This is a genomic window from Pseudomonas sp. GW823-FHT02E01 (assembly GCF_058797535.1).
In genome coordinates this window covers 180,696-204,788 of the sequence record NZ_JBXAJS010000005.1, presented here as the reverse complement: position 1 = coordinate 204,788, position 24,093 = coordinate 180,696, and the positions used below count along the sequence as shown (strand labels likewise).

The following is a 24,093-nucleotide window of genomic DNA, read 5'->3' as shown; positions in this document are numbered from 1 at the left end:
TCAGGCTTCGGCTTGGGCTTTGATCAGGCGGTCGTAGGCGTCCTGATCCAGCAGTTGGCCGACAGCGGCGGCGTCGCTTGGTTTGAAACGGAAGAACCAGCCTTCGCCCAGCGGATCTTCGTTGACCAGTTCAGGGCTGCTGTCGAGCGCCGGGTTCACTTCCAGCACTTCGCCGTCCAGCGGCATGTACACGCCGCTTGCAGCCTTTACCGATTCCACGGTGGCGGCTTCGGCGCCTTTGTCGTAGGACTGCAGCTCAGGCAGTTGAACGAAAACCACGTCGCCCAGGGCGTTCTGTGCGAAAGCGGTGATGCCGACCGTGACGCTGCCGTCAGCTTCGGTGCGCAGCCATTCGTGATCTTCAGTAAAACGCAACTCGCTCATGGAAACTCCTAAGGGGCCAGACTCGTCTGGTGGACGCGATTGAAGGCTTGGGCAATGCCCAGGTTATGGAGGACTACATAGCAAGAACGCGGCCAACGTTGTTTTTATTGTTATTGATCAATGATTTAGGTGGTTTCGACAAACGCTGAAATTCACTCGTTGTAGCGAAATCGATACGGTATATGTCAAGGATAAAAGCCGAGGTGGATCAAAGCCTTGCACAGCCGTGATCGGAGAGGGGTGTAGCGATATCGTTCCGCTGTAGCGCTTTCAGTACAGGTGGAGGTCGTTTTTGGCGCGGTTTCGCACCGGACACAAAACCTGTGGGAGCGAGCTTGCTCGCGATGAGGGAGTATCAGCCGACACAAACGTTGAATGTAATACCGCCATCGCGAGCAAGCTCGCTCCCACAGGTTTGTTCGGTGTCAGGCCTCAGGCCTTGCTCGGAATCCCGTACTTGCGCAACCGATGGGCAATCGCCGTGTGGGAGGTTTGCAGACGGGTCGCGAGTTGCCGGGTCGAGGGGTAGCTGGCGTAGAGTTTTTCCAGCAGGGTTTTCTCGAACTCGTCCATGGCCTGTTCCAGGCTGTCGACGTCATGGTCGCCCTGGCGGGCCACCGAGGTGCCGGCGATGTCCAGATCGCCGATGTCCACCAGGCTGCTTTCGCAGATCGCCGCGGCGCGGAAGATCACGTTCTGCAGTTGCCGCACGTTGCCTGGCCAGCGGTTGCCCAGCAGCGCCGGATAAGTGCCCGGCGCCAGACGACAGATCGGTCGCTGGATCTGCGCACAGGCCTGCTGCATGAAGTAGCGGGCCAGCAGCAGGATGTCCTGGCCGCGTTCGCGCAGGGGCGGCACTTCGACGTTGAGGACGTTGAGGCGATAGAACAGGTCCTCGCGGAACAGGCCTTCGCTGACCATTTTTTCCAGGTCGCGGTGGGTGGCGCTGAGGATCCGTACGTTGACCTTGACCTCACGGTCACCGCCGACCCGGCGAAAACTGCCGTCGTTGAGGAAACGCAGCAATTTGGCTTGCAAATACGGCGACATCTCGCCGATTTCATCGAGAAACACCGTGCCCTGGTTGGCCAACTCCATCAGTCCCGGCTTACCCCCTCGTTGTGCGCCGGTGAAGGCGCCGGGGGCGTAGCCGAACAGTTCACTTTCGGCGAGGTTCTCCGGCAATGCCGCGCAGTTCAACGCCAGAAAGGGGGAGCTGTGCCGGGCGCTGATGGCGTGGCAGGCGCGGGCCACCAGTTCCTTGCCGGTGCCGGTTTCGCCCTGGATCAGCAACGGTGCATCGAGGGCCGCCACCCGCTGGGCGCGCGCCTTGAGGGTGCGGATCACCGGGGACTCGCCGAGCAGGGCATCGAAACCTTCGGCGTGGTCATGGTGCAGCGCGGAAAGGCGTTCGCCGATGCGGTTCGGTTGGTACAGGGTCAGCAGGGCGCCGGCGTCGGTGATCGGTGTGGCGTCGAGCAACAGGGTCTGGCCGTTGACGGTGATTTCCCGCAGCGGCAGGCGAAAGCCGTGTTCGAGCAGGGCGTCGAGCAAGGCCGGGTCGGCAAACAGGTCGGCCACGCTTTCACCGTCCGGTTCGCGGCCGTACAGGGCGATCAGGGCCGGGTTGGCCAGCAGTACCTTACCGTCACTGTCCAGTGCCAGCACCGGGTCGGTCATGGCTGCGAGCAAGGCGTCGAGCTGCAAGTGCCGGCGCTGGCCGGGCAGTATGTCGACCACCGTCACCGCTTGCACGCCACGCACGCTGAACAGGGCATCGCGCAATTCCTCGAGGACTTGCGGGCTCAGCGTCGGGGCGTCGATATAAACATTGGGCGGGACCATTTCCACCGCATCCAGGTTCAGATTGCGCCCGCCGAGCAGGGCCAGGACTTCCTGGGTGATACCGACGCGGTCGATGAAGCTGACGTGGATACGCATGGGGCGGTCTTGGGTTCTGCAGTGCGAAGGGTGGCAAGTATGCCTTGGGGCGGGCTAATGGTGAAATCCTGCGCGGACTTCAATTGAGCGAACGCCCCCTGTGGGAGCGAGCTTGCTCGCGATGGCAGTGTGTCAGTCAACATCAATGGTGGATGACAGGCCGCTATCGCGAGCAAGCTCGCTCCCACAGGGATCGGTGGTGTTCACAGAGTCCGGGGTTATTCCAGATGCTCGGGTTTGACCGGGTCGCCCGATTTCATGTTCAGTTGTACCCGCACGTCCTCGAACATGGCGTCGTAATGCTTGTGGATCGAACCGATGTTGCTATGGGTTTTCGGGATGCCGTGCTTCTCGGCAATCTTGGTGACGTTGCTGGCGAAGTTGTAGGCCATGTCCTTGGGCAGGAAGAACGTCTCGCTCATGTCCTTGCCCTGGATGCTGCCGTGCATCTTGAACTGCATCCCTTTGCCTTCCTTGGGATCCTGGGCGATTTCATAGTCGATGCAGATGTTGTAGCTGACGTCATCCTTGTTCAGCGCGTGTCGCTCGATGTGCAGGTGACCCGGCTCGAACGTTGCCATTGTTGACTCTCCTTCAAAAGATCTTGAATCAGGGCCGGCCCCAGGCCTGCCCCGCCGTTTCGTTTACTGATAGCTGATGCCCGGTGTCGCCGTACTGATGCGCGTACCGGCCTTGCCCTGGACGATCGCTTCGATGTCCGAGAGCGAGCCGATCACTGCGACTTTCCCAGTATGGCGCGCGAATTCGCAGGCTGCCTGCACCTTCGGTCCCATGGAGCCGGCGGCGAAGCCGAGTTTTTCCATTTCGTCGGGGTGGGCCTGGGCGATGGCTTTCTGCGTGGGTTTGCCAAAGTCGATGAAGGCGGCGTTGACGTCGGTGGCGATCACCAGCAGATCGGCTTCAAGCTGTTCAGCCAGCAGCGCCGAGCACAGGTCCTTGTCGATGACCGCTTCGACGCCCTCGAGTTTGCCGGGCGAGGTATACATGGTCGGAATGCCGCCACCGCCGGCGCAGATCACGATGCTGCTTTTTTCCAGCAGCCATTTGATCGGACGGATTTCGAAGATGCGTTTCGGTTTCGGGCTGGCGACCACGCGACGGTATTTGTCGCCGTCCGGGGCAATGGCCCAGCCTTTCTCGGCGGCGAGTGCTTCGGCCTCTTCCTTGGTATAGACAGGGCCGATGGGTTTGGTCGGGTTCTTGAAGGCCGGGTCATTGGCATCGACTTCGACCTGGGTCAGCAAGGTCGCGAAGGGCACTTCGAAGTCCAGCAGATTGCCCAGTTCCTGTTCGATGATGTAGCCGATCATGCCTTCGGTTTCGGCACCGAGCACGTCCAGCGGATAAGGCGAAACCGAGGTGTAGGCCGCCGCCTGCAATGACAGCAGGCCGACTTGAGGGCCATTGCCGTGGGCGATGACCAGTTGGTTGCCGGGATGGATCTTGGCGATCTGTTCGGTGGCGATCCGGATGTTGGCGCGCTGGTTGTCAGCGGTCATGGATTCGCCCCGGCGGAGCAGGGCATTACCGCCAAGAGCTACGACGATACGCATGGTGCTAGTCCTTCTAAAAGAGAAGTAAACGGGCGACTCGGTCTGTCGATGGAGCCCTGACCCTGTGGGAGCGAGCTTGCTCGCGATGGGATCGCCTCGGTCTGTCAGATGCACCGCGGCGCTGCCATCGCAGGCAAGCCAGCTCCCACATTGACCGTGTTCCGTCAGTGGGAGCCAGTCAGCCGTTATAGATCCGCCAGCGTCGACACCAGAATCGCCTTGATGGTGTGCATGCGGTTTTCCGCTTGCTCGAAGGCGATGCAGGCCGGCGACTCGAACACGTCATCGGTCACTTCGATGCCGTTGCTCAGGTACGGGTACTGCTCGGCAATCTGCTTGCCGACTTTGGTATCACAGTTGTGGAACGCCGGCAGGCAGTGCATGAACTTGGTGCGCGGGTTACCGGTGGCTTTCATCAGTTCGGCGTTGACCTGATACGGCAGCAGTTGCTGGATGCGTTCGGCCCAGGCTTCAACCGGCTCGCCCATCGACACCCAGACGTCGGTGTGGATGAAGTCCACACCCTTGACCGCCGCTTTCGGGTCTTCGGTGAGAGTAATGCGCGCACCGCTTTCTTCGCCGTACTGTTTGCAGCGCGCCACCAGGTCGTCCGCCGGCCACAGGGCTTTTGGCGCACAGATGCGCACGTCCATGCCGAGCTTGGCGCCGATCAGCAGCAGGGAGTTGCCCATGTTGTTGCGCGCATCGCCCAGGTAGGCGTAGCTGATCTCATGGATCGGCTTGTCGGCGTGCTCACGCATGGTCAGCACGTCGGCGATCATTTGCGTCGGGTGATATTCGTCGGTCAAGCCGTTGAACACTGGTACGCCGGCGAACTTGGCCAGTTCCTCGACGATTTCCTGCTTGAAGCCACGGTACTCGATGGCGTCATACATACGCCCGAGCACACGGGCGGTGTCCTTCATGCTTTCCTTGTGGCCGATCTGCGAGGAGTTCGGGTCGATGTAGGTGACGTTGGCGCCCTGGTCATAGGCTGCTACTTCAAACGCGCAGCGGGTGCGGGTCGAGGTTTTTTCGAAGATCAGCGCGATGTTGTTGCCCTTGAGATGCTGCTGTTCGGTGCCGGTGTACTTGGCACGCTTGAGGTCGCGGGACAGGTCGAGCAGGTAGCGCAATTCGCGAGGGGTGTGGTGTTCCAGGCTCAGCAGATTGCGGTTATGGATATTGAACGCCATTTTGGATCTCCTAAGGTGTCGGTAATCCCCTTGGCCTGCGCATGCCCTTGGGTAGAGGGCAGCGCGGTCCAAGGCAATAGGTTAGTAGTCAATCGGGTCGCGGATGATCGGGCAGGTCATGCAATGGCCGCCGCCCCGTCCCCGGCCGAGTTCGCCGGCGCTGATGGTGATCACTTCCACACCGGCTTTGCGCAGCAGGGTGTTGGTGTAGGTATTGCGGTCGTAGCCGATGACCACGCCTGGCTCCACGGCCACTACGTTGTTGCCGTCGTCCCATTGCTCGCGTTCGGCGGCGAAGCTGTTGCCGCCGGTTTCCACCACGCGCAACGCTTTGAGGTTCAGGGCCTGGGCCACGGTGTCGAGGAAGCTGGTTTCTTCGCGGCGGATGTCGATGCCGCCCGCCTTGCTTTCATCGGGGCGCAGGGTGAAGGCGACAATCTGGTTCACCACTTCCGGGAAGATCGTGACGAGGTCGCGATCGCAGAAGCTGAAAACGGTGTCCAGGTGCATCGCCGCGCGGGATTTCGGCAGGCCGGCGACGATCACTTTCTCCACGGCTTTGTTTTTGAACAGGTTCACCGCCAGTTGGGCAATGGCCTGGCGCGACGAGCGTTCGCCCATGCCGATCAAGACCACGCCGTTGCCGATCGGCATCACATCACCGCCCTCAAGGGTGGAGTTACCGTGGTCCAGGTCCGGGTCGCCGTACCAGATCTCGAAATCTGCTTTGGTGAACTCGGGGTGGAATTTGTAGATGGCGGTGGTCAGCAGGGTTTCCTGACGACGTGCCGGCCAGTACATCGGGTTGAGGGTGACGCCACCGTAAATCCAGCAGGTGGTGTCGCGGGTGAACTGGGTGTTGGGCAGCGGTGGCAGGATGAAGCTGGAGTTGCCGAGGAAGTCGCGGAACATCTCGATGGCCTTGCCACCGAAACTGGTGGGCAAATCGTCGCCTGAGACGCCGCCGATCAGGAACTCGGCGATGTGACGCGGTTCCAGGCTGCGCAGCCACGAAGAGGTTTCATTGATCAGGCCAAGGCCCACCGAGTTGGCGGTGACCTTGCGCTCCAGAATCCAGTCCAGGGCTTCGGGGATGGCGACGATGTCGGTCAGCAGGTTGTGCATTTCCAGCACATCGATGTTGCGTTCGCGCATCTTGGTAACGAAGTCGAAGTGGTCGCGCTTGGCCTGGGCCACCCACAGCACATCATCGAACAGCAGTTCATCGCAGTTGTTCGGGGTCAGCCGCTGATGGGCCAGGCCTGGGGAGCAAACCATGACTTTGCGCAGTTTGCCGGCCTCGGAATGGACGCCGTACTTAACTTTTTCCGTGGTCATTACAGTGATCCTCCAGATGACAAAAACAGGGGGGTTACAGAGTCAGGAAGCCGTCATAGAGACCGTAGGCCGCCACCATGGCGCCGACGACCACCGTAGCGAAAATCAGCTTCTCGACGTTGGTGAAAACCGGTTTGTTGATTTCCAGCTTGGCCTTGGCGAACAAGATCACACCGGGGGCGTAGAGCAGGGCGGACAGCAGCAGGTACTTGATGCCGCCGGCGTACAACAGCCAGACCGCGTAGATCAGGGCCACGGCGCCGATGATGAGATCCTTCTGCCGCTCGCCCGGGGCGCCTTCGTAGCTTTCGCCGCGCACCGCCAGCAGCAAGGCGTAGGCTGCCGACCACAGGTAAGGCACCAGAATCATCGAGGTGGCGAGGTAGATCAGCGACAGGTAAGTGCTGGCCGAGAACAACGTGATGATCAGGAAAACCTGGACCATGGCGTTGGTCAGCCACAGGGCGTTGACCGGTACATGGTTGGCGTTTTCCTTGCGCAGAAACTCCGGCATGGTGTGGTCCTTGGCGGCGGCGAACATGATCTCCGCGCACAGCAGCACCCACGACAGCAGCGCCCCCAGCAACGAGATGATCAAACCGACGCTGATCAGCACCGCACCCCAGTGACCGACCACGTGCTCCAGCACGGCGGCCATCGACGGATTCTGCAGTTTGGCCAGTTCCGGCTGGGTCATGATCCCCAGCGACAGTACGTTGACCAGGACCAAAAACAGCAGCACGGTGACGAAGCCGATCACGGTGGCCTTACCCACATCGCTGCGTTTTTCCGCCCGGGCCGAAAAGATGCTCGCGCCTTCGATGCCGATGAACACCCACACGGTGACCAGCATCATCTTGCGCACCTGGTCCATCACGCTGCCCAGGTCCGGGTTCTTCAGGCCCCAGATGTCGGCGGTGAAGATGTCCAGTTTGAAGGCGAACAACGCAATCAACATGAACAGCAGCAGCGGCACGATCTTGGCGACAGTGGTCACCAGGTTGATGAACGCTGCTTCCTTTATTCCTCGCAGTACGAGGAAATGTACCGCCCACAGCAGCACCGAGGCGCCGATCACGGCAGCGGGGGTATTCCCCTCCCCAAATATCGGAAAGAAGTAGCCGAGGGTGCTGAACAAAAGTACGAAGTACCCCACGTTGCCCAGCCAGGCACTGATCCAGTACCCCCAGGCGGACGAGAAGCCCATGTAGTCGCCGAACCCGGCCTTGGCGTAGGCGTAAACCCCGCCATCAAGATCGGGTTTGCGGTTGGCCAGGGTCTGGAACACGAACGCCAGGGTCAACATGCCGACGGCGGTGATCGCCCAACCGATCAGAATGGCGCCGACATCCGCGCTGGCCGCCATGTTTTGTGGCAAGGAAAATATCCCGCCACCAATCATCGAACCCACGACTAACGCAACCAGCGCGCCGAGTTTCAGTTTTCCGGGAGCTTCAGACATTGCATGACTCCAATGCAGGAGAAGAGAGGCAACAGACTAATTCCGTTGACTGCTGAATCAGCTGACTTAGATCACTAAATTAGAGTGTTCCCAGTTTATTGGCGGAGTGCCATCATTTACGGTGTTTCTGCCTGTAATGCCTGTTCTAGAGCCTTTTTCAGTTTGTTTTAGCACTTTTTGTATTTGTTTCGAATTATGACGCTAGTTGGGGTTTTCGAATCTGCAAGTTTTGTTTATGCGTTTTTTGTACAGAGTTGACATATTAAAAGTGCGTATAAAACAAATGAATATATCGGTGTCAAAATAGCCATTTTGTGCAAGTAAAAAAGAGGCTGGTTGGCGTTATCCAACAAACGTTATTACTCTTCATCAGTTTAGTTGACGCTCGTTATGTGACGATCTCGCGGCCGTTGCCGCCCACCAACGAAAAATGGAGATGCAACGATGTCGCAATCACCGAACAAGCTTCGCCTGAGCGCGCTGATCGCGCTGGTGGTGGGTTCGATGATCGGCGGCGGGATTTTTTCCCTGCCGCAGAACATGGCGGCCAGGGCCGATGCCGGGGCGATCCTGATCGGTTGGGCAATCACCGCCGTCGGCATGTTGACCCTGGCGTTCGTGTTCCAGACCCTGGCCAATCGCAAGCCGGAGCTGGACTCCGGGGTGTACGCCTATGCCAAGGCCGGGTTCGGCGATTACATGGGTTTTTCTTCGGCCTGGGGCTACTGGATCAGCGCCTGGCTGGGCAACGTCGGCTACTTCGTGCTGCTGTTCAGCACCCTCGGTTATTTCGTTCCGGTGTTTGGCGAAGGCAACACGCCGATCGCCATCGCCTGCGCTTCGGTGCTGCTCTGGACCGTGCATTTTGTGGTGATGCGCGGGATCAAGGAGGCGGCGTTCATCAATCAAGTGACCACCGTGGCCAAGATCGTACCGCTGATCATGTTCATCGTGATCGCCGCCGTGGCGTTCAAGGCGGATATCTTCACCGCCGACATCTGGGGGCGCAACAACCCGGAGTTCGGCAGCGTGATGGATCAGGTTCGGCACATGATGCTGGTCACCGTATTCGTGTTCATCGGTATCGAGGGGGCCAGTGTCTATTCGGCCCGGGCGGAGAAACGTTCCGACGTGGGCCGGGCGACGGTGATCGGGTTCATTGGGGTATTGGCACTGCTGGTGCTGGTGAACGTGCTGTCGCTGGGCATCATGACCCAGCCGCAACTGGCGAAACTGCAGAACCCCTCGCTGGCGGCAGTGCTTGAACATATCGTCGGCCCCTGGGGCGCGTTGCTGATCAGCGTCGGCCTGGCGATCTCGCTGTTGGGGGCCTTGTTGTCCTGGGCGTTGCTGTGCGCCGAAATCCTGTTCGCCACGGCGAAAGACAAGACCATGCCGGCATTCCTGACCAAGGAAAACGCCAACCATGTGCCGGTCAATGCGATGTGGCTGACCAACTCGATGATCCAGTTGTTCCTGCTGATCACCCTGTTTTCCGCCGGCACCTACACCAGCCTGATTTACCTGGCGTCCTCGATGATTCTGGTGCCGTACCTGTGGTCGGCGGCCTATGCGGTGTTGTTGTGCGCACGGGGGGAAACCTATCAACAGGCACCCGCCGAGCGGGTCAAGGACCTGCTCATTGGTGGCATCGCTCTGGGCTACGCGGTGTGGTTGCTGTATGCCGGCGGCCTGAAGTATTTGCTGCTGTCGGCGCTGCTGTATGCGCCGGGTGTGATCCTGTTCGCCAAGGCTCGTAATGAGCAGGGCAAGCCACTGTTCACGGTTGTCGAGAAAGGTATTTTCACCTGTGTCATCGGTGGTGCGGGGCTGGCGGCTTACGGGTTGTACAGCGGGTTGCTCAGTCTGTGAGGTTGTTGCTGGCGTACCAGCCGCCCTATGACTGGCCGGCGCTCCTGGGGTTCTTGTCGGCGCGGGCGATCATGGGCCTGGAAAGGGTGGTCGAGGGTGTGTACTCGCGCAGCATCGACCTGGATGGCGTTCACGGTACGTTTTCGATCCAGCCTGCTACATCCGATGCACTTGAGCTGACCCTGGACTTTCCGGAGGCTGCGGCCGTGCCTGAGATCGTTGCGCGAGTGCGGCGAATGTTCGACCTGGATGCCGACCTGTCCACGATTCACCGGCACCTGGCGGTTGATCCGCTGATGGCGCGGTTGATTGCCGAACGCCCGGGCCTGCGCGTACCCGGGGCGTGGGACGGGCTGGAGCTGGCGATCCGCGCGGTACTGGGGCAGCAGATTACGGTGGCGGCGGCGATCCGCCTGGCGGGGAAACTGGTAGCGCAGTACGGCACGCCATTGAGTTCAGCGCTACCGGGATTGACCCATGTTTTTCCCCGGGCCAGCGTTTTGGCAGGCGCAGATCTGGCAGCGCTGGGCATGCCGAAAAGCCGAGGCCGGACCTTGTCGGGGTTGGCTCAGGCACTGCTCGATGATCCGCGATTGTTTGAGCCCGGCCGGGAGGGGGGCGTAGCGCGGTTGCTGGCGTTGTACGGGATTGGTGACTGGACGGCGCAATACATTGCCTTGCGACAGTTGCGGGAGATGGATGGGTTTCCCAATGGTGATGTGGGGCTGATCAATGCGTTGACGGCGCTGGAGGGGGGGCCGGTGACAGCCAGGCAACTGTTGCAGCGGGCTGAAGGGTGGCGGCCGTATCGAGGGTATGCGGCGCAGGTGCTGTGGACTTCCTTGAGTCGGGCGGACTGAGCTGATCCGGGATTTGTGCTGCTGTTTCTGGCGCTATCGCGAGCAAGCTCGCTCCCACAGGTGAGCGAGACCTTCCGAGCGACCGTGATCAACTGTGGGAGCGAGCTTGCTCGCGATGGCGATATGACTGTCACCACCACTGTGCGGGATGTGAACCCAGTTCAGTCGCGGGCAAGATCCATTGCAGAGGCGTTCCTGTGATCTTCAGAGGCGCCTGCAACCGATGCGCCGGCCCCCAGGGTGTCTGCTCCACCATCAACTCCTGATCCTGATCATCTTCCGCACGTAACGCTTCACTCGTCCCCGCCCCATGCTCGATCAACAACTTCGCCGTACGCGCCAACGACAATCGCGCCGAACCCCCGATACCGTCGCTCAACCGCTGCGCCAACAACCGGATCGCACTGGCCGCCATCAGATACCCGGTGGCGTGATCGAGGGCCTGCGCCGGCAATGGCGTCGGTTTTTCCGACTGCTTCCAGCGCATGCCCGCTTCGGCAATGCCACTGCTCATCTGCACCAGGCTGTCGAAGCCCCGCCGATTTTGCCAGGGGCCGCTCCAGCCATAGGCGTTTAGACAAACATCGATCAGGTCCGGGTTCAGTTGCCGGCGCTCATACATGCCCAGTCCAAGTCGTTCCAGTGCATCGGCACGATAACCATGAAGCAGAATGTCGGCGTCCTTGAGCAGGCATTCGAATACGGCACGGTCGGACTTGTCGTTCAGATCAAGACGCGCGCAGCGTTTTCCCAAGGTGACTTCCGGCACCACTCCAGGTTCGTTCCAGGTCGGCGGATCGATGCGCAGGACATCGGCGCCCAGGCCTGCCAGAAAGCGACTGGCGATGGGGCCGGCCAGTACCCGGGTCAAGTCCAGCACCTTGATGCCAGCCAGTGGTCGAGCCACAGAACCTGTCCACGGTTGGAGGCTCCGGCTTGGGTGGTTGGCGAATTGAATCAAGGGTTCGGCGTTTACTGCCTGGCCTTGAGGATGGACCTGCCATTGTTCCCAGGTGCGCATTTCGGCGGCACAGCCACCGGCATCGACCACAGCCTGTTCCAGATCGCTTTTCGCCCACCGAGCCACTTTGTCGGCCATCGCTGCGCGGTCGGTACAGGCACCGAGCACGCTTTCGGCAGCGGCGCGGTGATGGGGCGCGTTGGTGTGCAGGCGAATCCAGCCATCGCGGGTGGCGTAGTCACCCGCGATCGGGTCCCACAACGGCGGAACGCTCCAGCCAAGCGGGCGAATCGAGGTTGCGAACCAGAATGACGCCAGGCGTCGGTCAACTTCAAGGTCGGGCAGGCGCCCGGTTTGTTGGTGCAGCAGTTCGCTGGCAGCCTGGCCGGCGACGGCCATGCTGGCGCAGGCCAGATCAGTGACGGCAAACGCCGAGGGCAGGGCGCCACTGGACGTGAATGGAATCGGGGTGTGAGGCAAACCGAGCGCGGCTTGAATGGACGTGAGCAGATCAGTCATCGAAGGCCCTCCGGAGCGAGAGCCCGATCATAGTTCAAAAAAATCCAGGTCAGATGAAATCCCTGTGGGAGCGAGCTTGCTCGCGATAGCGGACTGTCAGTCGACATCAATGTTGAATGTCAGTGCGTCATCGCGAGCAAGCTCGCTCCCACAGGGGATCTTCGGTAGGTTCTTTAAACGCGGAACTGATCCATCAACTTCATCTGGTGGGTGGTCAGGGAGTTGAGCTGGCTGCTGATCTGCGCCGATTCGGTGGCCTGGCCGGTCAGGGTTTCGGTGACGGTGCGGATCGCCGAGACGTTGCGGTTGACCTCTTCGGCGACGGCGCTTTGCTGTTCGGCGGCGCTGGCGATTTGCAGGTTCATATCGCTGATCACGGTGACTGCATCGCTGATCTTGCCCAAGGCCTGGACGGCCTGCTGGATCTGCCCGGCGTTGCTGTGGGCCTGGGTCTGGCTTGAGTGCATGGTGGCGACCACGCCGCGGGTGCCGCTCTGGATGCGTTCGATCACCAGGCGAATTTCTTCCACCGAGTCCTGGGTGCGTTTGGCCAGGTTGCGCACTTCATCGGCGACCACCGCAAAACCACGACCGCTTTCACCGGCACGGGCGGCTTCGATGGCGGCGTTGAGCGCCAGCAGGTTGGTTTGTTCGGCGATGCTGCGAATCACCTCCAGCACCGAACCGATCTGCTCGCTGTTGACCGCGAGGGCTTCGACTTCGGTCACGGCCTTGCTGACTTCTTCGGCCAGTTGATTGATGTCGCGGGTGCTGCGCTCGATGATTTGCATGCCGTCGCGGGCCGACTGGTCGGCACCTTTCGCCGCGTTGGCCGCGTTCGAGGCGCTGTTGGCGACATCGTGGGCGGTGGCGCTCATTTCGTTGGACGCGGTGGCGACCTGGTCGATTTCGCGGAACTGCACCTGCATGCCTTCACTGGTCTGGCGGGCGATTTCCGAAGACTGGTCGGCCGTGCCACGGGCATCGGTGATGCTTTGCTTGATCTGCGCGATGGTCGGTTGCAGCTTGTCGAGGAAGCGGTTGAACCAGCTCACCAGTTCGCCCAACTCGTCCTTCTTGCTGTAGTGCAGGCGCTGGGTCAGGTCGCCGTCGCCACTGGCAATCGCCTTGAGCATGTCGGCCACGCTGTTGATCGGGCGGGTCACGCCGGACGCGGTAAGCCACATCAGCAGCAGACCGATCACACCGGCAATCACTGCCACCGACAGTGCCTTGATCGTGCCGCTTTGCTGAGCATCGTCGAGTACCGCTTGCAGTTTCACTGAGTCGGCCAGCAGCACTTGCTTGGTGAGGTCGATCACCACGGCCCAGGCCTTGGCATCGGCAATCGGGCTGACCGGGTACACCGCGCGGATCAGGTCGCCTTGCTGGAGAATCTTCGGCGCGCCACTAGCAAGCAACTGCAGGATGTCCTTGCCATCGCCGCCCAAGGTGTCGCCGATGTTCTTGCCGACTTTGCCGGCGTCGACACTGTAGGCGGCCAGCACGCCAGTGCCGGAAACGATGAGCATGTGCCCGGCACTGTTGAACAGGTCGCGCTGGGAGTCGACCGCCGCCGCTTGCAGGGCGTCGAGGGCGATGTCGATGCCGACCACGCCGATGGACTTGCCATCTACCAGCAGCGGTACGGAAATGGTGGTCATCAACATTTCCTTGTTGCCGACCGTATCGGCATACGGGTCGAGCAGGCAGATGCGCTTGCTGTCCCGCGGGCAGGTGTACCAGACGTTGTACGGCGTGCCGCTGAGGTTCAGGGTGGTTTTGGTCATGTCTTCTTCGACCATGATCGTGTTCAGCGACTCACCCCCGGCGCGGCTCCAGTACGTGGCGAAACGGCCGATCTCGTTGGACTGGCGGGCGGCGTCATTGACGAATTCGCTGTCCTTGCCGTCCAGCCCATTGGGTTCGAACGCCAGCCAAATGCCCAGCACTTTGCTGTTGCGCTCGAAGGCGGTTTTCAGGCTCTGGTTCAACTCTTCTCGCAAGATGCCGGGCTCGAGGGAGCGTTTGGCGGCCAGGTTGCGCATGTCCTGGATCTGGTCCGCGAGGGCGGTCACCACCGTCAGGGTTTCACCGAACGTCTTCTGCACCCGCACCGCCTGCTCGGCGGCCTTGGCCTGGAGCAGGTCCTGCACGCTGGCGGTAAGCATTCTGCTGCTGGAATCGCTGACCAGATCATCGTTCTGATTGGTCTGGTAGATGTTCATACCCACTATCAAGGCGACTACGCCCAGCAGGCACAGACCGGACAGCAGGACGATTTTCAGGCGAATGGACAGTGAGTCGAACATAGGGCGAGCTCGCGAATGGATGAAGTGTTGGCTGTGGGCCGTTTTGGCTCACTCGCTAAATCCATTTAGCGCCGATCAATGCACATCGGCGTGGCGAAGAGGTTACATGAGGGGCAACCCGACGAGCGGTAGTTGTTGAACGTTTGCGCAGAAAAATGTGCCGAAAATGGGGATAAAAAGAGGAAAAAGCGCGGGGTGAATTCAGGGGGCATCAGGGACGCCGGTCTCGAAGCGCCTGAATGAAATTCACAAAATACATATGTACCGCTTCTCATAAACGGCAGGACGTTTCAATGCAGATGCCACCTCGGTGGAACACTTCCGGAAGCTTTGGCTTTCGGCATCTGACAGAAAATAATGAGAAGACTCTATGTGGATTTCTTGCTTTAAAAGGACCGGGTTGCGCTCGGTGTTGTTGATTTGGGGGATGTTGTTGGCGGCAGGCGCGGCTCCTGCCATGTCTTTTCTGAACTCGGCAGCTATTTCGGGTATTGCCTCTCAAATTCCCTCGGCGGCCACGGTACTGCCGGACAAGCTGAACACCCTCAAGGAAAGTCTGGCTGACGAAACGGATGTGAAGCAATACAGCTTCATGGCGGTGCGGGGGCAGGATGTGTGGATCCGTGCGAGCGGGACGAAAGGCGGGCCATTGACGCTGGAATACAATCGCGATGGAAACTGGGCCGTAATCCCTTGGGGTACACCCTTAACGGTTTCTGGTTTGCAGCCGAATCAGGAAGTTCAGGTTCGCATCTCGAAGAAACCGTCCGCCCCGTTCGTGGCGGGTGATATCTACACGCTTGAGTTTGGTTCTGCACCTTACTACGCCGACAGTCGCGTCCGGGGCGATGCCGGTGAGCTGCCGCTGTACTGGGCGACCACGCAGGCCTACAGAGTCCTGAACTGGTCGGTCCGATTGAGGGATTCGACAGGGCAGCCGCTCGAAGGCGCTAAAGCTACCTTGATATTGAACAAGGGGGGGGATGACGAAAGGTTCGACCTTATAACGGACAGCACTGGTAGCGCCGCGCAAGCCCTTGAGTTGGGCAGGTGCTATGGCCAGTTGAAGTCTGATCCTTTCTGGACCAGCAGTGGCAAGTATCGCTATAAGTGGGAGGTCGAATACAACCTGGGATATTGGTCGATTCAGGTTCAAGACAAAGAGGCGTCGGGGGTGGGCGGTCACAACGTGCCGAACGTTTCATTCGCTCAGATATGCTATCAAAACATGTTGCATAACTAGATCCGGCATATTCCCGGCAATGCGGTGATGTACACCGCTTTGCCGGGCTTTTTTTCAAACGATCAGGCCTCGATGTGCAGTCCCTGCTTTCTCTCGCTCGGGTCCTTTTCGGCTTTTTTATGCAATTGATCCAGCCAGGAGTCTGAACTTCCCAGGTCCAGCGCACCTTTGTTCAGCAATAATCCATAGTCAATCATGTTGTGGAAGTTGCTCAGGTCCAGTTTCACCTTGCCCTCGAACTGTGGCTTATCCAGCTGAATCAACTCGATTACGGTCTTGGCGTGCTTGAGGGTCAGGGGTTGCAAGCCTTTGGCCTCGTTCAACAGGGTGTTCAATACTTCCTCATCCCTGGCAGTCAGGGTGTCGGGGGGCGAAGTGACTTTCAACTGACCGTCTTCGGCCACGGTGAAGCCCATTACGTTATGGGCCAGGCCAGACCATTTGTTTTGCAGGTCTTTTTTGAAGTCGGAGTAAATCCCTTCCATTTTTTTGAGCATCAAATTTGCCTGGAATTCATGATGCCTGATCATTGAATATCTAAAGCTTTTTATCTGAGGGGGTAGGTCATAGAACCCGTTAAGTGATTCGAGCGTATTCAAGAAATCCTCCACCTCATTCAGTTTTTCGCTGCTGAGATTTCTAGGTTCACTTCGAGGAGCTCGGAGTTTCTCGATGGTCAACCTTATCCTGTCATCCATTACCGGAATGTCGACTTTCTCAAGCTGGGATTTTTCCGTGTTCGCCTTCACTGTTTGCGGATACGGAACTTGAAAAGATGCAGCGGCACTTACATTCATGTCAGCTTCTCATTGTGTGGGTTCATCGTGCTTAACGGCCAAACCCGGTCATGGATGACCTGATAAACACGTAGGAGAAGTCCGAACAGGAAGTAGGTACTTTCAAGTATGCCGTTGTCGGCTGTCACAGGGCGGTTTGAAGAGGTTTCAGGTGACTTGCGGCAGTGATTCCGGCCGTGACCAGATCCACAGATTGCCCAGCCCCATGCCGGCAATCGCCAGGTAAATCGGCCAGCCATGATCGAGCATTACCAGCATCAGACCGGCACACAACAACATGCTGACCGTGGCGCTGATTTTTGCCCGACGCGCGATGATCTTGCCGTTGCGCCAGTTATGGAGGATGGGGCCGAACAGCCGGTGGTTTTCCAGCCAGGCACTCAGGCGCGGCGAACTGCGGGTCGCGGCCCAGGCGGCCAGCAGGATGAACTCGGTGGTTGGCAGGCCGGGTATGACGATGGCGATCAGGCCGATGCCCAGGCTGACATAGGCCAGCAGGCCGAAGAGGAGGCGGGAGAGTCTGGAGGAGGCTGGCATGGGCTCAAGGCAACATGTGAGGCTGATCGAAATCTTACGGATTTACTTCGTTCCTTGTGGGAGCGAGCTTGCTCGCGATAGGGGGGTATCAGTCGACAGTAATGCTGTCTGGAATACCGTCATCGCGAGCAAGCTCGCTCCCACAGGGGAATGTGGTATGTCAGGCGACTTCCGGAGCGCTGGCGTAAGCCCGCTCCAGCAACACGGTAAAACGGTTGAACGCGTCGATAGCGCCTTTTTCCACTTCGGCTTCTTCCTGGGCGCTGAATGCCAGGCCGTCCAGGGTTTTGACGAAGCTCTTCCAGCCTTCAGCGCGGCCGCCGGCCGGTTCGCCGAGGTGGCGGGCGCCGAAGGTTTCGCTCAGGCCAAGGCCCACGGCACGCTTGATGAGGAACGCCGCGCCGAGCTTCGAGCCTTCGGAGACGAAGATCCAGCCCAGGGCCTCGGCCTTGGTCGGGTTCTTCAGTGCACCGGCGACAGGTGCCGGCACGTCGGTGTCCAGGTCCGCGAGGTCGGCCCTGGCTGCATCGGCACGACAGCGGGCCGGCAGATCCGGGACGATGGCGGTCAGTTCGGCATCGTTGTACAGCGACACCAGTTCCGACTGGAACAGGTACTGCGCCACCACGAAACGGGCGAAATTGGCCGGGGTTTCAAACGGGGCATGAGCCTTGACCAGGGCATCGAGCTTGCTGTGCGGCTCGTGGGTGATCTGGTTCAAACGTTGCGAACGCAGGTTGGGGCGTTGTTCGGTGGCCTGGGTAGTCATGGCAATTCCTTGGAGAAAGAGAGGCGCTTGGTAACGAGACGAACAGGAAGGCGCCTTACAGTAAAAAATCCTCACCGGGCGGCTTGATGAAACCGCCAGGCGAGATGAGCGGATCAGATATCCCAGATCAGGTTGACCGCAAAGTTGCGACCCGGCTGAGTCAGGCGGTCGAGGTTGGCCGGTTGGGTCACCGAGGCTTCGCCGACGCTGTCGTAGCCGCGCACGTCATCCCACAGCCAGTACTTCTTGTCGGTGAGGTTGTAGACGCCGCCGCTGACGGTCACGTCGTCGGTCACCTTGTAGAACGCGCTCAGGTCCAGAATGCCGAAACCGGGCGTCTTGAACTGGGTGCTGGTGCCGTCCGGGGTCTTGAAACTGGTGCTGTCGACGCGGTCTTTCGTTTTCACCAGCGTCCAACTGAGCAAGCCGCCGTAGGTGTCCTGGTCGTAGCCGAGGCCGAATACGCCGGTCAGCGGGTTGACGCTGTTGAGCGGCTCGCCGTTGTCGTCGTTGCGACCGTAGGCATAGGCCACCGAGCCCTGGGTGTAGAGGCCTTGCGGCGCGCCGAAGGCGTCGAGGTTCAGGCGTCCCTTGACCTCGGCACCCTTGATGGTGGCGTGCTTGATGTTGTTGCTCTGGAACGTGGTCTCGGTGTATCCCGGAGTGATGGCGTTCTCGTTAATGAAGTCGCGGTATTTGTTGTAGAACACCGCTACGTCAACCGAGCCCTGCTCGAAGTTGCCGCGCAAACCCGTCTCGTAGCTTTTGCTTTTTTCCGGTTCGAGGTCAGGATTAGGCGCTACCCGATAGCCGCCGGCGATGTTTTCGAAACGACCGTACAACGCCTTGGCGGTCGGGGTGCGGAAGCCTTCAGCGTATTTGCCGTACCAGGTGTAATGGTCGTTGAAGCTGTAGGTGGTGCCAAAATTCGGCGACAGGCGATGCCAGGTTTTGGTCTCGTCGCTCACCGTACCGTTGCCGCTCTGGTCGGCGGTGGCCAGGAACTCTTCGGTGATGTGCGGCTTGAGCTCGGTGTAGTCGTAGCGAGCACCTGGCGCAAAGGTCCAGTTGCCCCAGCTGATCAGATCCTGGGCGAACAGGCTGTAGCTGTTGACGGTCGGGTCCGGGAAGTCACTGGCGGGTGTCAGCGTGTCGGTGGCACTAGGGGCGCCAATGACCCGGCAGGATCCGGCCACGGTCAGGCAGGTGCCGGTGCCGGTACGCAGGCCGGTGATTTTGTCCTGCTTGATGGTGGTGCCATAGGTGACGAGGTGGTCGGTGTCGGCGATGGCAAACGACTTGTCAGCCTGGGCATCGAATACCCATTGGCGGTCCTTGTAGGTGGTATCGCGGTTACGCAGCACGGTTCGTGACGGCGGCGCGTAGATTTCCTCGGTGCTCTGGTCGGTCTTGGCGATCTGGTAGTTCAGCGTCCACTTGATGTTGTCGGCCAGGGCGCTGTCCAGACCGAAGCTGTGTTCCAGGCCAAAGCGTTCACGGGTGATCGTGTCGTTACCGGTACGGGACTTGTAGTAGCCGAAACCGCGTCCGGCATTGAACGGGCCGCCCACTGCGCTCAATTGATTGGTGTCGCGGTCGTCCTTGTAATGCTCATAGGTCAGGCCCAGGCGCGCGTCGTCGGCGTAATTCCAGCCCAGTTTTGCCAGCACGCTGGTGGTGCGAGCGTCCTGGGGGTTGGCTTCAGTACGGTTCAGGCCAGTGCCGCCGGTTTCGCCATAGGACTCTGTTTCATGACCGTTGCGTTGACTGAGATGTAACAAGCCATCGAGCTCGCCGGTGCGGCCGGCGACGGTGCCGGACGTCAGCCAGCTGTCGTCGGCGGAGCTGTAACCGGTTTTCAGGCGCGCACCGACATCCTTGCCCGGTTTGATGATGTCGTCCGGGTCCAGCGTGTAGTAGCTGACGGCGCCGCCAATGGCATTGCTGCCGTACAAGACAGAGGCCGGGCCACGGAGGATTTCCACACGCTTGACGATTTCCGGGTCGACATAGTTGCGGTTGGTCTGGGCATAGGGGCCGTTGAAGAAGCCGTCGGGTACCTGCACGCCATCGACCTGGGTCAGCACGCGGTCGCCATCGATGCCGCGAATGTTATAGCCGGTGATACCGGCCCGCTGGCCTGCGCCGCCTACCGAAACACCGGGTTCGTAGCGCACCAGCTCCTTGATGGTATTGACGTTGTTGCGGTCCAGATCTTCGCGGGTGTAGACAGAGACCGTGCTCGGCACGCTATTCACAGACTGTTCGTTACGGGTGGCGCTGATGGTCACCTGATCGAGATTCAGGGCGCTGCTACCACTGCGCTTTTCCAGAACGATGCTGTTGTTGCCCAGTTTGCGATAGCCCAGGTTGGTCCCCACCAACAGGCGATCCAGGGCTTTCTCCGGCGACAGCGAACCACGGACGCCCGGCGAGGCCACACCTTGCGCCAGCTCCGACGACACGCCGACCTGCCAGCCCGTTACGGTGGTAAAGGCATTGAGTGCCGACACCAGTGATTGCTGGGGAATGGCGAACGAGTAGTCGCCCATTTTGCGGCTCGACTGCTCGGTGGCGGTGGCGGCCATGAGCGGTGCGGTACCGGCCATCAGGATGGCGGCGGTCAGCAGCGACAGCACGCGGGAAGGTGTAGGGGCTTGGCGGGTAAGGCGAGGGGACATCGATAGCGCTCCGTGTCGCACGAATCTTTATAGGTGCTGATTGGCATGGTGAGATGCGAATCAATTGCATTGGCTATAACGAGACGTACGGGGTTTGGCTATCGAGTAAAAATAATTCTCATTCAGTTCAGGATGACCAGCGCCGGGAATTCCTGGAGCCGGGCCGAGGTGATGTGGGCCAGGGAGCGAACCACGTCCAGCGGCTGATCGAGACGGTAGTTGCCGGTCACGGTGACATCGGCCAACTGTTCGTTGTTGTTGATGATCCAGCCCGGGTAGTAGCGGCGAAGTTCTGCCAGTACCTGGTTCAACGGGCAGTTTTCGAACACCAGCCGTCCCTGGACCCACGCCAGGTCGGTGGCGGCATCCAGCTTGGCCGGGCGGTCGAAGCCGTTGGGACCGATGCGAATGCTTTCCCCGGCGGACAAGCGTACCCGCGCGTCATCCCGAGTGGCGCGCAAGTCGACGTCGCCGCGCTGTACCCGTACCTGCGCCACGCCGTCGAGGTAACGCACGGCAAATGCGGTATCGCGAACGCTGGCCGTGACCGGGCCGGCGTCGATTTCCAGTGGTTGGCCGCGATTGGCCTGCACTTCGAAAAACGCTTCGCCCTGATACAGGCGGGCAACACGTTGCTGGTCGTTGATGGTGCTTGAGAACGCCGAGTTGGTATTGAGCAGAACCCTGGAACCGTCCTCCAGTTGCAGGCGCTGGCGTTCGCCGACCACAGTCAGGTGATCGGCCTGCAGGCGCATCGGCAAACTGCTGAAACTGAACAGCCCGAGCAGCAGCACGGCGGCGGTGGCCAGTGGTTTCCAGTGCGGACGCAGACGGGCGAGGACAGTGACTTTCGCCGGACGGGCGGCCAGGCTTTGCGCGCATTGCGCCACTTGCGGGCCGTCCCAGATCGCCTGGGCCTTGGCGAACGCCTGGGCATTCAACGGATCGGCGTCGAGCCATGCATGGAATTGGCGGCTCTGCTCCTCGTCGGGACTGCCGAGCACAATCAGCCAGTCCAGGGCCTGGTCCATCGCGCTTGCGGGGTCCTGCGCCGATGAAGGCTCGGGGGAGCGGTGGTTGTCCGTCACGGTGTTTCCTCGGCAGTGTCTGTGCACGGCTGTTTTTTTAGTGAAGCGTAAAAGTGGGCCAAGGGTAGCAAAGCCCGATGATCAGCGCAGTCGGTCCAGGTAAGCGCAGGGCCTTGGCGCTCAGTTGGCGTTCAAGCGATCGGCAACCCCAATGCAGATCGACATGATCAGTTTGAGTTCTTTCTGCACGGTGCTGAGGGACACGTTCAACTCCTCGGCGATTTCCTGGTAACTGTGCCCGTGCAGGCGGCTGAGGATGAAAATCCGCTGTTGGCGGGTACTGAGTTCACTGAGGCTCACGTTCAAACGCTCCAGCAATTGTTCGGCGTGGGCGGCGTCTTCGGCGCTGCTGGTGGCGGCGGCGATGCTGTGCATCACCTCCTGCGGCACGTCGTCGACCATCGTGCGCGAATGGATGCGCCGCGCGCGCAAATGGTCCAGCGCCAGGTTGCGCGCCGTCTGGAAGACAAAGGGCTCAAGATGATCGATGGCCCGTTCGCTCAATGCCCGGGTCACCCGCAGGTAAGTTTCCTGCAAGAGGTCTTCAGCGGTGCTGTGATTGTTGACCATCCGCTCCAGCGTGCGCAGCAGGGAGGTGCGCTGGGTGAGGAAAACGTGGTTGAAGCGCGACTGACTCACGGGAGAACCTGATCCATTTCGAGTAGATGATAATGCTTATCATCTACTCGAGTGGTCAAGCACTGATTTGTGACGCTTTACGCGCGACCTTGCAAATAGGTGGCGTAATCGGGAATCCGATGGAGGTGCGCCTGATCCATCAGCGGGCTGCTGAGCAGGTAGTCGGCGCTGCATTCGTTGCACGCCACCGGGATGTTCCACACTGCCGCGACCCGCAGCAACGCCTTGATATCCGGGTCGTGGGGCTGTGGCTCGAACGGGTCCCAGAAGAACACCAGCATGTCGACCCGCTGCTCGGCGATTTGCGCACCGAGCTGCTGGTCGCCGCCCAGTGGCCCGCTGATCATGCTTTGCACCGGCAGATCGAGGCGTTGTTGCAACAACAACCCCGTGGTGCCGGTGGCGACCAGATCATGCTGGGCCAGCCTGTCTTTTTGCCGTTCGGCCCAGTCCAGCAAGAACACCTTGCAGTGGTCATGGGCAACCAGGGCGATACGCTTGCGCGCCGCCATGGTCTTTTGCGTAAAGCTGATACCGATCATCGATGCTGGCTCCAGAAATGACACGTACCCTGTAGGAGCAGCCGGTCGACGCTCGATTGCTCGCGATGGACTGTAGAACACCGCGGGGCATCAGGTTCCCCGCGTTATCGTTCACGACCATCGCGAGCAAGCTCGCTCCTACAAGAAGGAAGGGACGTGCTGCTTATTCTGCGTTGCACAGCGCCAGGCAGTTATCGAGCATGCGGTTGGAGAAGCCCCATTCGTTGTCATACCACGCCAGTACCTTGAGCAGCTTGCCGCTGGATTTGGTGTGGTTGGCGTCGAAGATCGACGACAGCGGGTTGTGGTTGAAGTCGCTGGAGACCAGCGGCAGGGTGTTGTACCCAAGGATCTTCGAGTGCTGGCTGGCTTCTTTCATCAGCGCATTGACCTCATCGGCCGACGCTTCGCGCTTGAGCTGCACCGTCAGGTCCACCAGCGATACATTGATGACCGGTACGCGCACCGACATGCCGGTCAATTTGCCCGCCAGTTCCGGCAGCACCAGGCCCACCGCTTCAGCAGCACCGGTCTTGCTCGGGATCATGTTCTGGGTGGCCGAACGGGCGCGGTACGGATCGACGTGATAGACGTCGGTCAGGTGCTGGTCGTTGGTATAGGCGTGAATGGTAGTCATCAGACCGCTTTCGATGCCCAGCTCGCGGTGCAGCACCTGGGCCACCGGGGCCAGGCAGTTGGTGGTGCACGACGCGTTGGAAATGATCTGGTGCGATTGGCGCAGAATGTCGTGGTTCACCCCGTAAACGACGGTGGCGTCGGCGCCTTTGGCCGGGGCAGAGATAATCACTTTGCGCGCGCCCGCCGTAATATGCGCAGCGGCCTTGGCCCGGTCGGTGAACAGACCGGTGCATTCGAACACCACATCAATCTTTTCCGCGGCCCAGGGCAGGTCGGCCGGGTTGCGGATGGCACTGACCGAAATGCGGTCGCCGTTGACCGTCAGGCTCTCCTGGTCGTGCTGGACATCGGCATCGAATGTGCCGTGAACGGTGTCGTACTTGAGCAGATGAGCGTTGATCGCGCTGTCGCCCAGGTCGTTGATGGCGACGATCTGCAGATCCTGACGGTAGCCCTGGGTATAGAGTGCGCGCAGGACATTACGGCCGATGCGGCCAAAACCATTGATTGCGATTCGAAGAGTCATAGTGCGGCGCTACCGTCGTTTTGTTGTTGGAATTACAAGATTATTCGCAAAAAAATAGAAAACAAGCCTTTTTGATGGCAATATTTTGTTCAATCTACAACGAGTGACCTGAATCAACTGGTCCAACCGATCAAGAAAACCGTCTGTCATCCCATCGACACCGGCCTTTGATCAGCATAGACAATCAGGTCGCCACATCCGTTAGCCTGGAGT

The 24,093-nt window shown here is 59.9% G+C and carries 20 protein-coding genes and 1 pseudogene; 3 read left to right on the top strand and 18 right to left on the bottom strand.

Annotation, left to right across the window (positions count from 1 at the left end):
- From gcvH to arcD (AC1RDQ_RS13910), 7 genes are all read right to left on the bottom strand, one after another.
- Entirely contained in the window at positions 1-384 is a 384-nt protein-coding gene (gene gcvH / locus AC1RDQ_RS13940; RefSeq protein WP_007996035.1) for a glycine cleavage system protein GcvH, read from the bottom strand.
- 432 nt (positions 385-816) lie between these two features.
- A complete protein-coding gene (gene gcsR, locus AC1RDQ_RS13935; protein WP_102670347.1) occupies positions 817-2,325 on the bottom strand; it encodes a transcriptional regulator GcsR in 1,509 nt (502 codons plus the stop codon).
- A 218-nt stretch (positions 2,326-2,543) separates the two neighbouring features.
- Positions 2,544-2,906: a DUF5064 family protein gene (locus tag AC1RDQ_RS13930; protein ID WP_057713527.1), complete on the bottom strand. Its 363-nt coding sequence runs from the start codon at positions 2,904-2,906 to the stop codon at positions 2,544-2,546.
- A 63-nt stretch (positions 2,907-2,969) separates the two neighbouring features.
- Positions 2,970-3,899: a carbamate kinase gene (arcC, locus tag AC1RDQ_RS13925; protein WP_492587554.1), complete on the bottom strand. Its 930-nt coding sequence runs from the start codon at positions 3,897-3,899 to the stop codon at positions 2,970-2,972.
- A 185-nt stretch (positions 3,900-4,084) separates the two neighbouring features.
- Entirely contained in the window at positions 4,085-5,095 is a 1,011-nt protein-coding gene (locus AC1RDQ_RS13920) for an ornithine carbamoyltransferase (RefSeq protein WP_057713529.1), read from the bottom strand.
- Between the two features lie 81 nt (positions 5,096-5,176).
- The gene (gene arcA / locus AC1RDQ_RS13915; protein WP_154909411.1) at positions 5,177-6,433 is read right to left on the bottom strand and encodes an arginine deiminase; all 1,257 of its coding nucleotides are present in this window, start codon (positions 6,431-6,433) and stop codon (positions 5,177-5,179) included.
- A gap of 34 nt (positions 6,434-6,467) precedes the next feature.
- A complete protein-coding gene (arcD, locus tag AC1RDQ_RS13910; protein ID WP_492587553.1) occupies positions 6,468-7,895 on the bottom strand; it encodes an arginine-ornithine antiporter in 1,428 nt (475 codons plus the stop codon).
- 444 nt (positions 7,896-8,339) lie between these two features.
- Here arcD (AC1RDQ_RS13910) and arcD (AC1RDQ_RS13905) point away from each other — a divergent pair, with 444 nt between their 5' ends.
- Both arcD (AC1RDQ_RS13905) and AC1RDQ_RS13900 read left to right on the top strand, forming a co-directional pair.
- Positions 8,340-9,767, top strand: coding sequence for an arginine-ornithine antiporter (gene arcD, locus AC1RDQ_RS13905; RefSeq protein WP_154860421.1), 1,428 nt, complete (start codon positions 8,340-8,342; stop codon positions 9,765-9,767).
- Positions 9,764-10,627: a DNA-3-methyladenine glycosylase family protein gene (locus AC1RDQ_RS13900; RefSeq protein ID WP_492587552.1), complete on the top strand. Its 864-nt coding sequence runs from the start codon at positions 9,764-9,766 to the stop codon at positions 10,625-10,627. Before arcD (AC1RDQ_RS13905) ends, AC1RDQ_RS13900 begins: the two co-directional genes overlap by 4 nt.
- 130 nt (positions 10,628-10,757) lie before the next feature.
- Here the strand turns inward: AC1RDQ_RS13900 and AC1RDQ_RS13895 are convergent, their stop codons facing one another.
- The 3 genes and pseudogenes from AC1RDQ_RS13895 to AC1RDQ_RS13885 all read right to left on the bottom strand — a co-directional run.
- Entirely contained in the window at positions 10,758-12,107 is a 1,350-nt protein-coding gene (locus AC1RDQ_RS13895; protein WP_492587551.1) for a CoA transferase, read from the bottom strand.
- A 173-nt stretch (positions 12,108-12,280) separates the two neighbouring features.
- Positions 12,281-13,036 (bottom strand): methyl-accepting chemotaxis protein, encoded by a 756-nt coding sequence (locus AC1RDQ_RS13890; RefSeq protein WP_371319450.1) that lies wholly within the window; start codon positions 13,034-13,036, stop codon positions 12,281-12,283.
- A gap of 102 nt (positions 13,037-13,138) precedes the next feature.
- Positions 13,139-14,155: pseudogene (locus AC1RDQ_RS13885) on the bottom strand (methyl-accepting chemotaxis protein); the annotation flags it as partial.
- A 721-nt stretch (positions 14,156-14,876) separates the two neighbouring features.
- On the opposite strand from AC1RDQ_RS13885, the gene AC1RDQ_RS13880 reads away from it, so the two are divergent.
- Entirely contained in the window at positions 14,877-15,662 is a 786-nt protein-coding gene (locus AC1RDQ_RS13880; protein ID WP_131726847.1) for a hypothetical protein, read from the top strand.
- Between the two features lie 62 nt (positions 15,663-15,724).
- On the opposite strand, the gene AC1RDQ_RS13875 is transcribed toward AC1RDQ_RS13880, so the two are convergent.
- The 8 genes from AC1RDQ_RS13875 to gap all read right to left on the bottom strand — a co-directional run bounded on the left by AC1RDQ_RS13875 (position 15,725) and on the right by gap (position 23,880).
- Positions 15,725-16,459: a hypothetical protein gene (locus AC1RDQ_RS13875; RefSeq protein ID WP_131726848.1), complete on the bottom strand. Its 735-nt coding sequence runs from the start codon at positions 16,457-16,459 to the stop codon at positions 15,725-15,727.
- A gap of 147 nt (positions 16,460-16,606) precedes the next feature.
- Entirely contained in the window at positions 16,607-16,996 is a 390-nt protein-coding gene (locus AC1RDQ_RS13870; RefSeq protein WP_429520448.1) for a YbaN family protein, read from the bottom strand.
- A gap of 160 nt (positions 16,997-17,156) precedes the next feature.
- Complete coding sequence (locus tag AC1RDQ_RS13865) at positions 17,157-17,765, bottom strand: biliverdin-producing heme oxygenase (RefSeq protein ID WP_340313181.1); 609 nt, start codon at positions 17,763-17,765, stop codon at positions 17,157-17,159.
- A 113-nt stretch (positions 17,766-17,878) separates the two neighbouring features.
- Positions 17,879-20,446: a TonB-dependent receptor gene (locus tag AC1RDQ_RS13860; RefSeq protein ID WP_492587550.1), complete on the bottom strand. Its 2,568-nt coding sequence runs from the start codon at positions 20,444-20,446 to the stop codon at positions 17,879-17,881.
- Positions 20,447-20,568: 122 nt separating this feature from the next.
- Positions 20,569-21,534, bottom strand: coding sequence for a FecR family protein (locus tag AC1RDQ_RS13855; protein ID WP_492587549.1), 966 nt, complete (start codon positions 21,532-21,534; stop codon positions 20,569-20,571).
- A 120-nt stretch (positions 21,535-21,654) separates the two neighbouring features.
- Positions 21,655-22,173 carry an RNA polymerase sigma factor gene (locus tag AC1RDQ_RS13850; RefSeq protein ID WP_349735187.1) on the bottom strand — a complete coding sequence of 173 codons (519 nt, stop codon included), beginning with the start codon at positions 22,171-22,173 and terminating at the stop codon, positions 21,655-21,657.
- Between the two features lie 77 nt (positions 22,174-22,250).
- Complete coding sequence (locus AC1RDQ_RS13845; protein ID WP_057713543.1) at positions 22,251-22,715, bottom strand: methylglyoxal synthase; 465 nt, start codon at positions 22,713-22,715, stop codon at positions 22,251-22,253.
- Between the two features lie 163 nt (positions 22,716-22,878).
- Complete coding sequence (gene gap / locus AC1RDQ_RS13840) at positions 22,879-23,880, bottom strand: type I glyceraldehyde-3-phosphate dehydrogenase (RefSeq protein ID WP_007974423.1); 1,002 nt, start codon at positions 23,878-23,880, stop codon at positions 22,879-22,881.
- Positions 23,881-24,093: the final 213 nt, after the last annotated feature.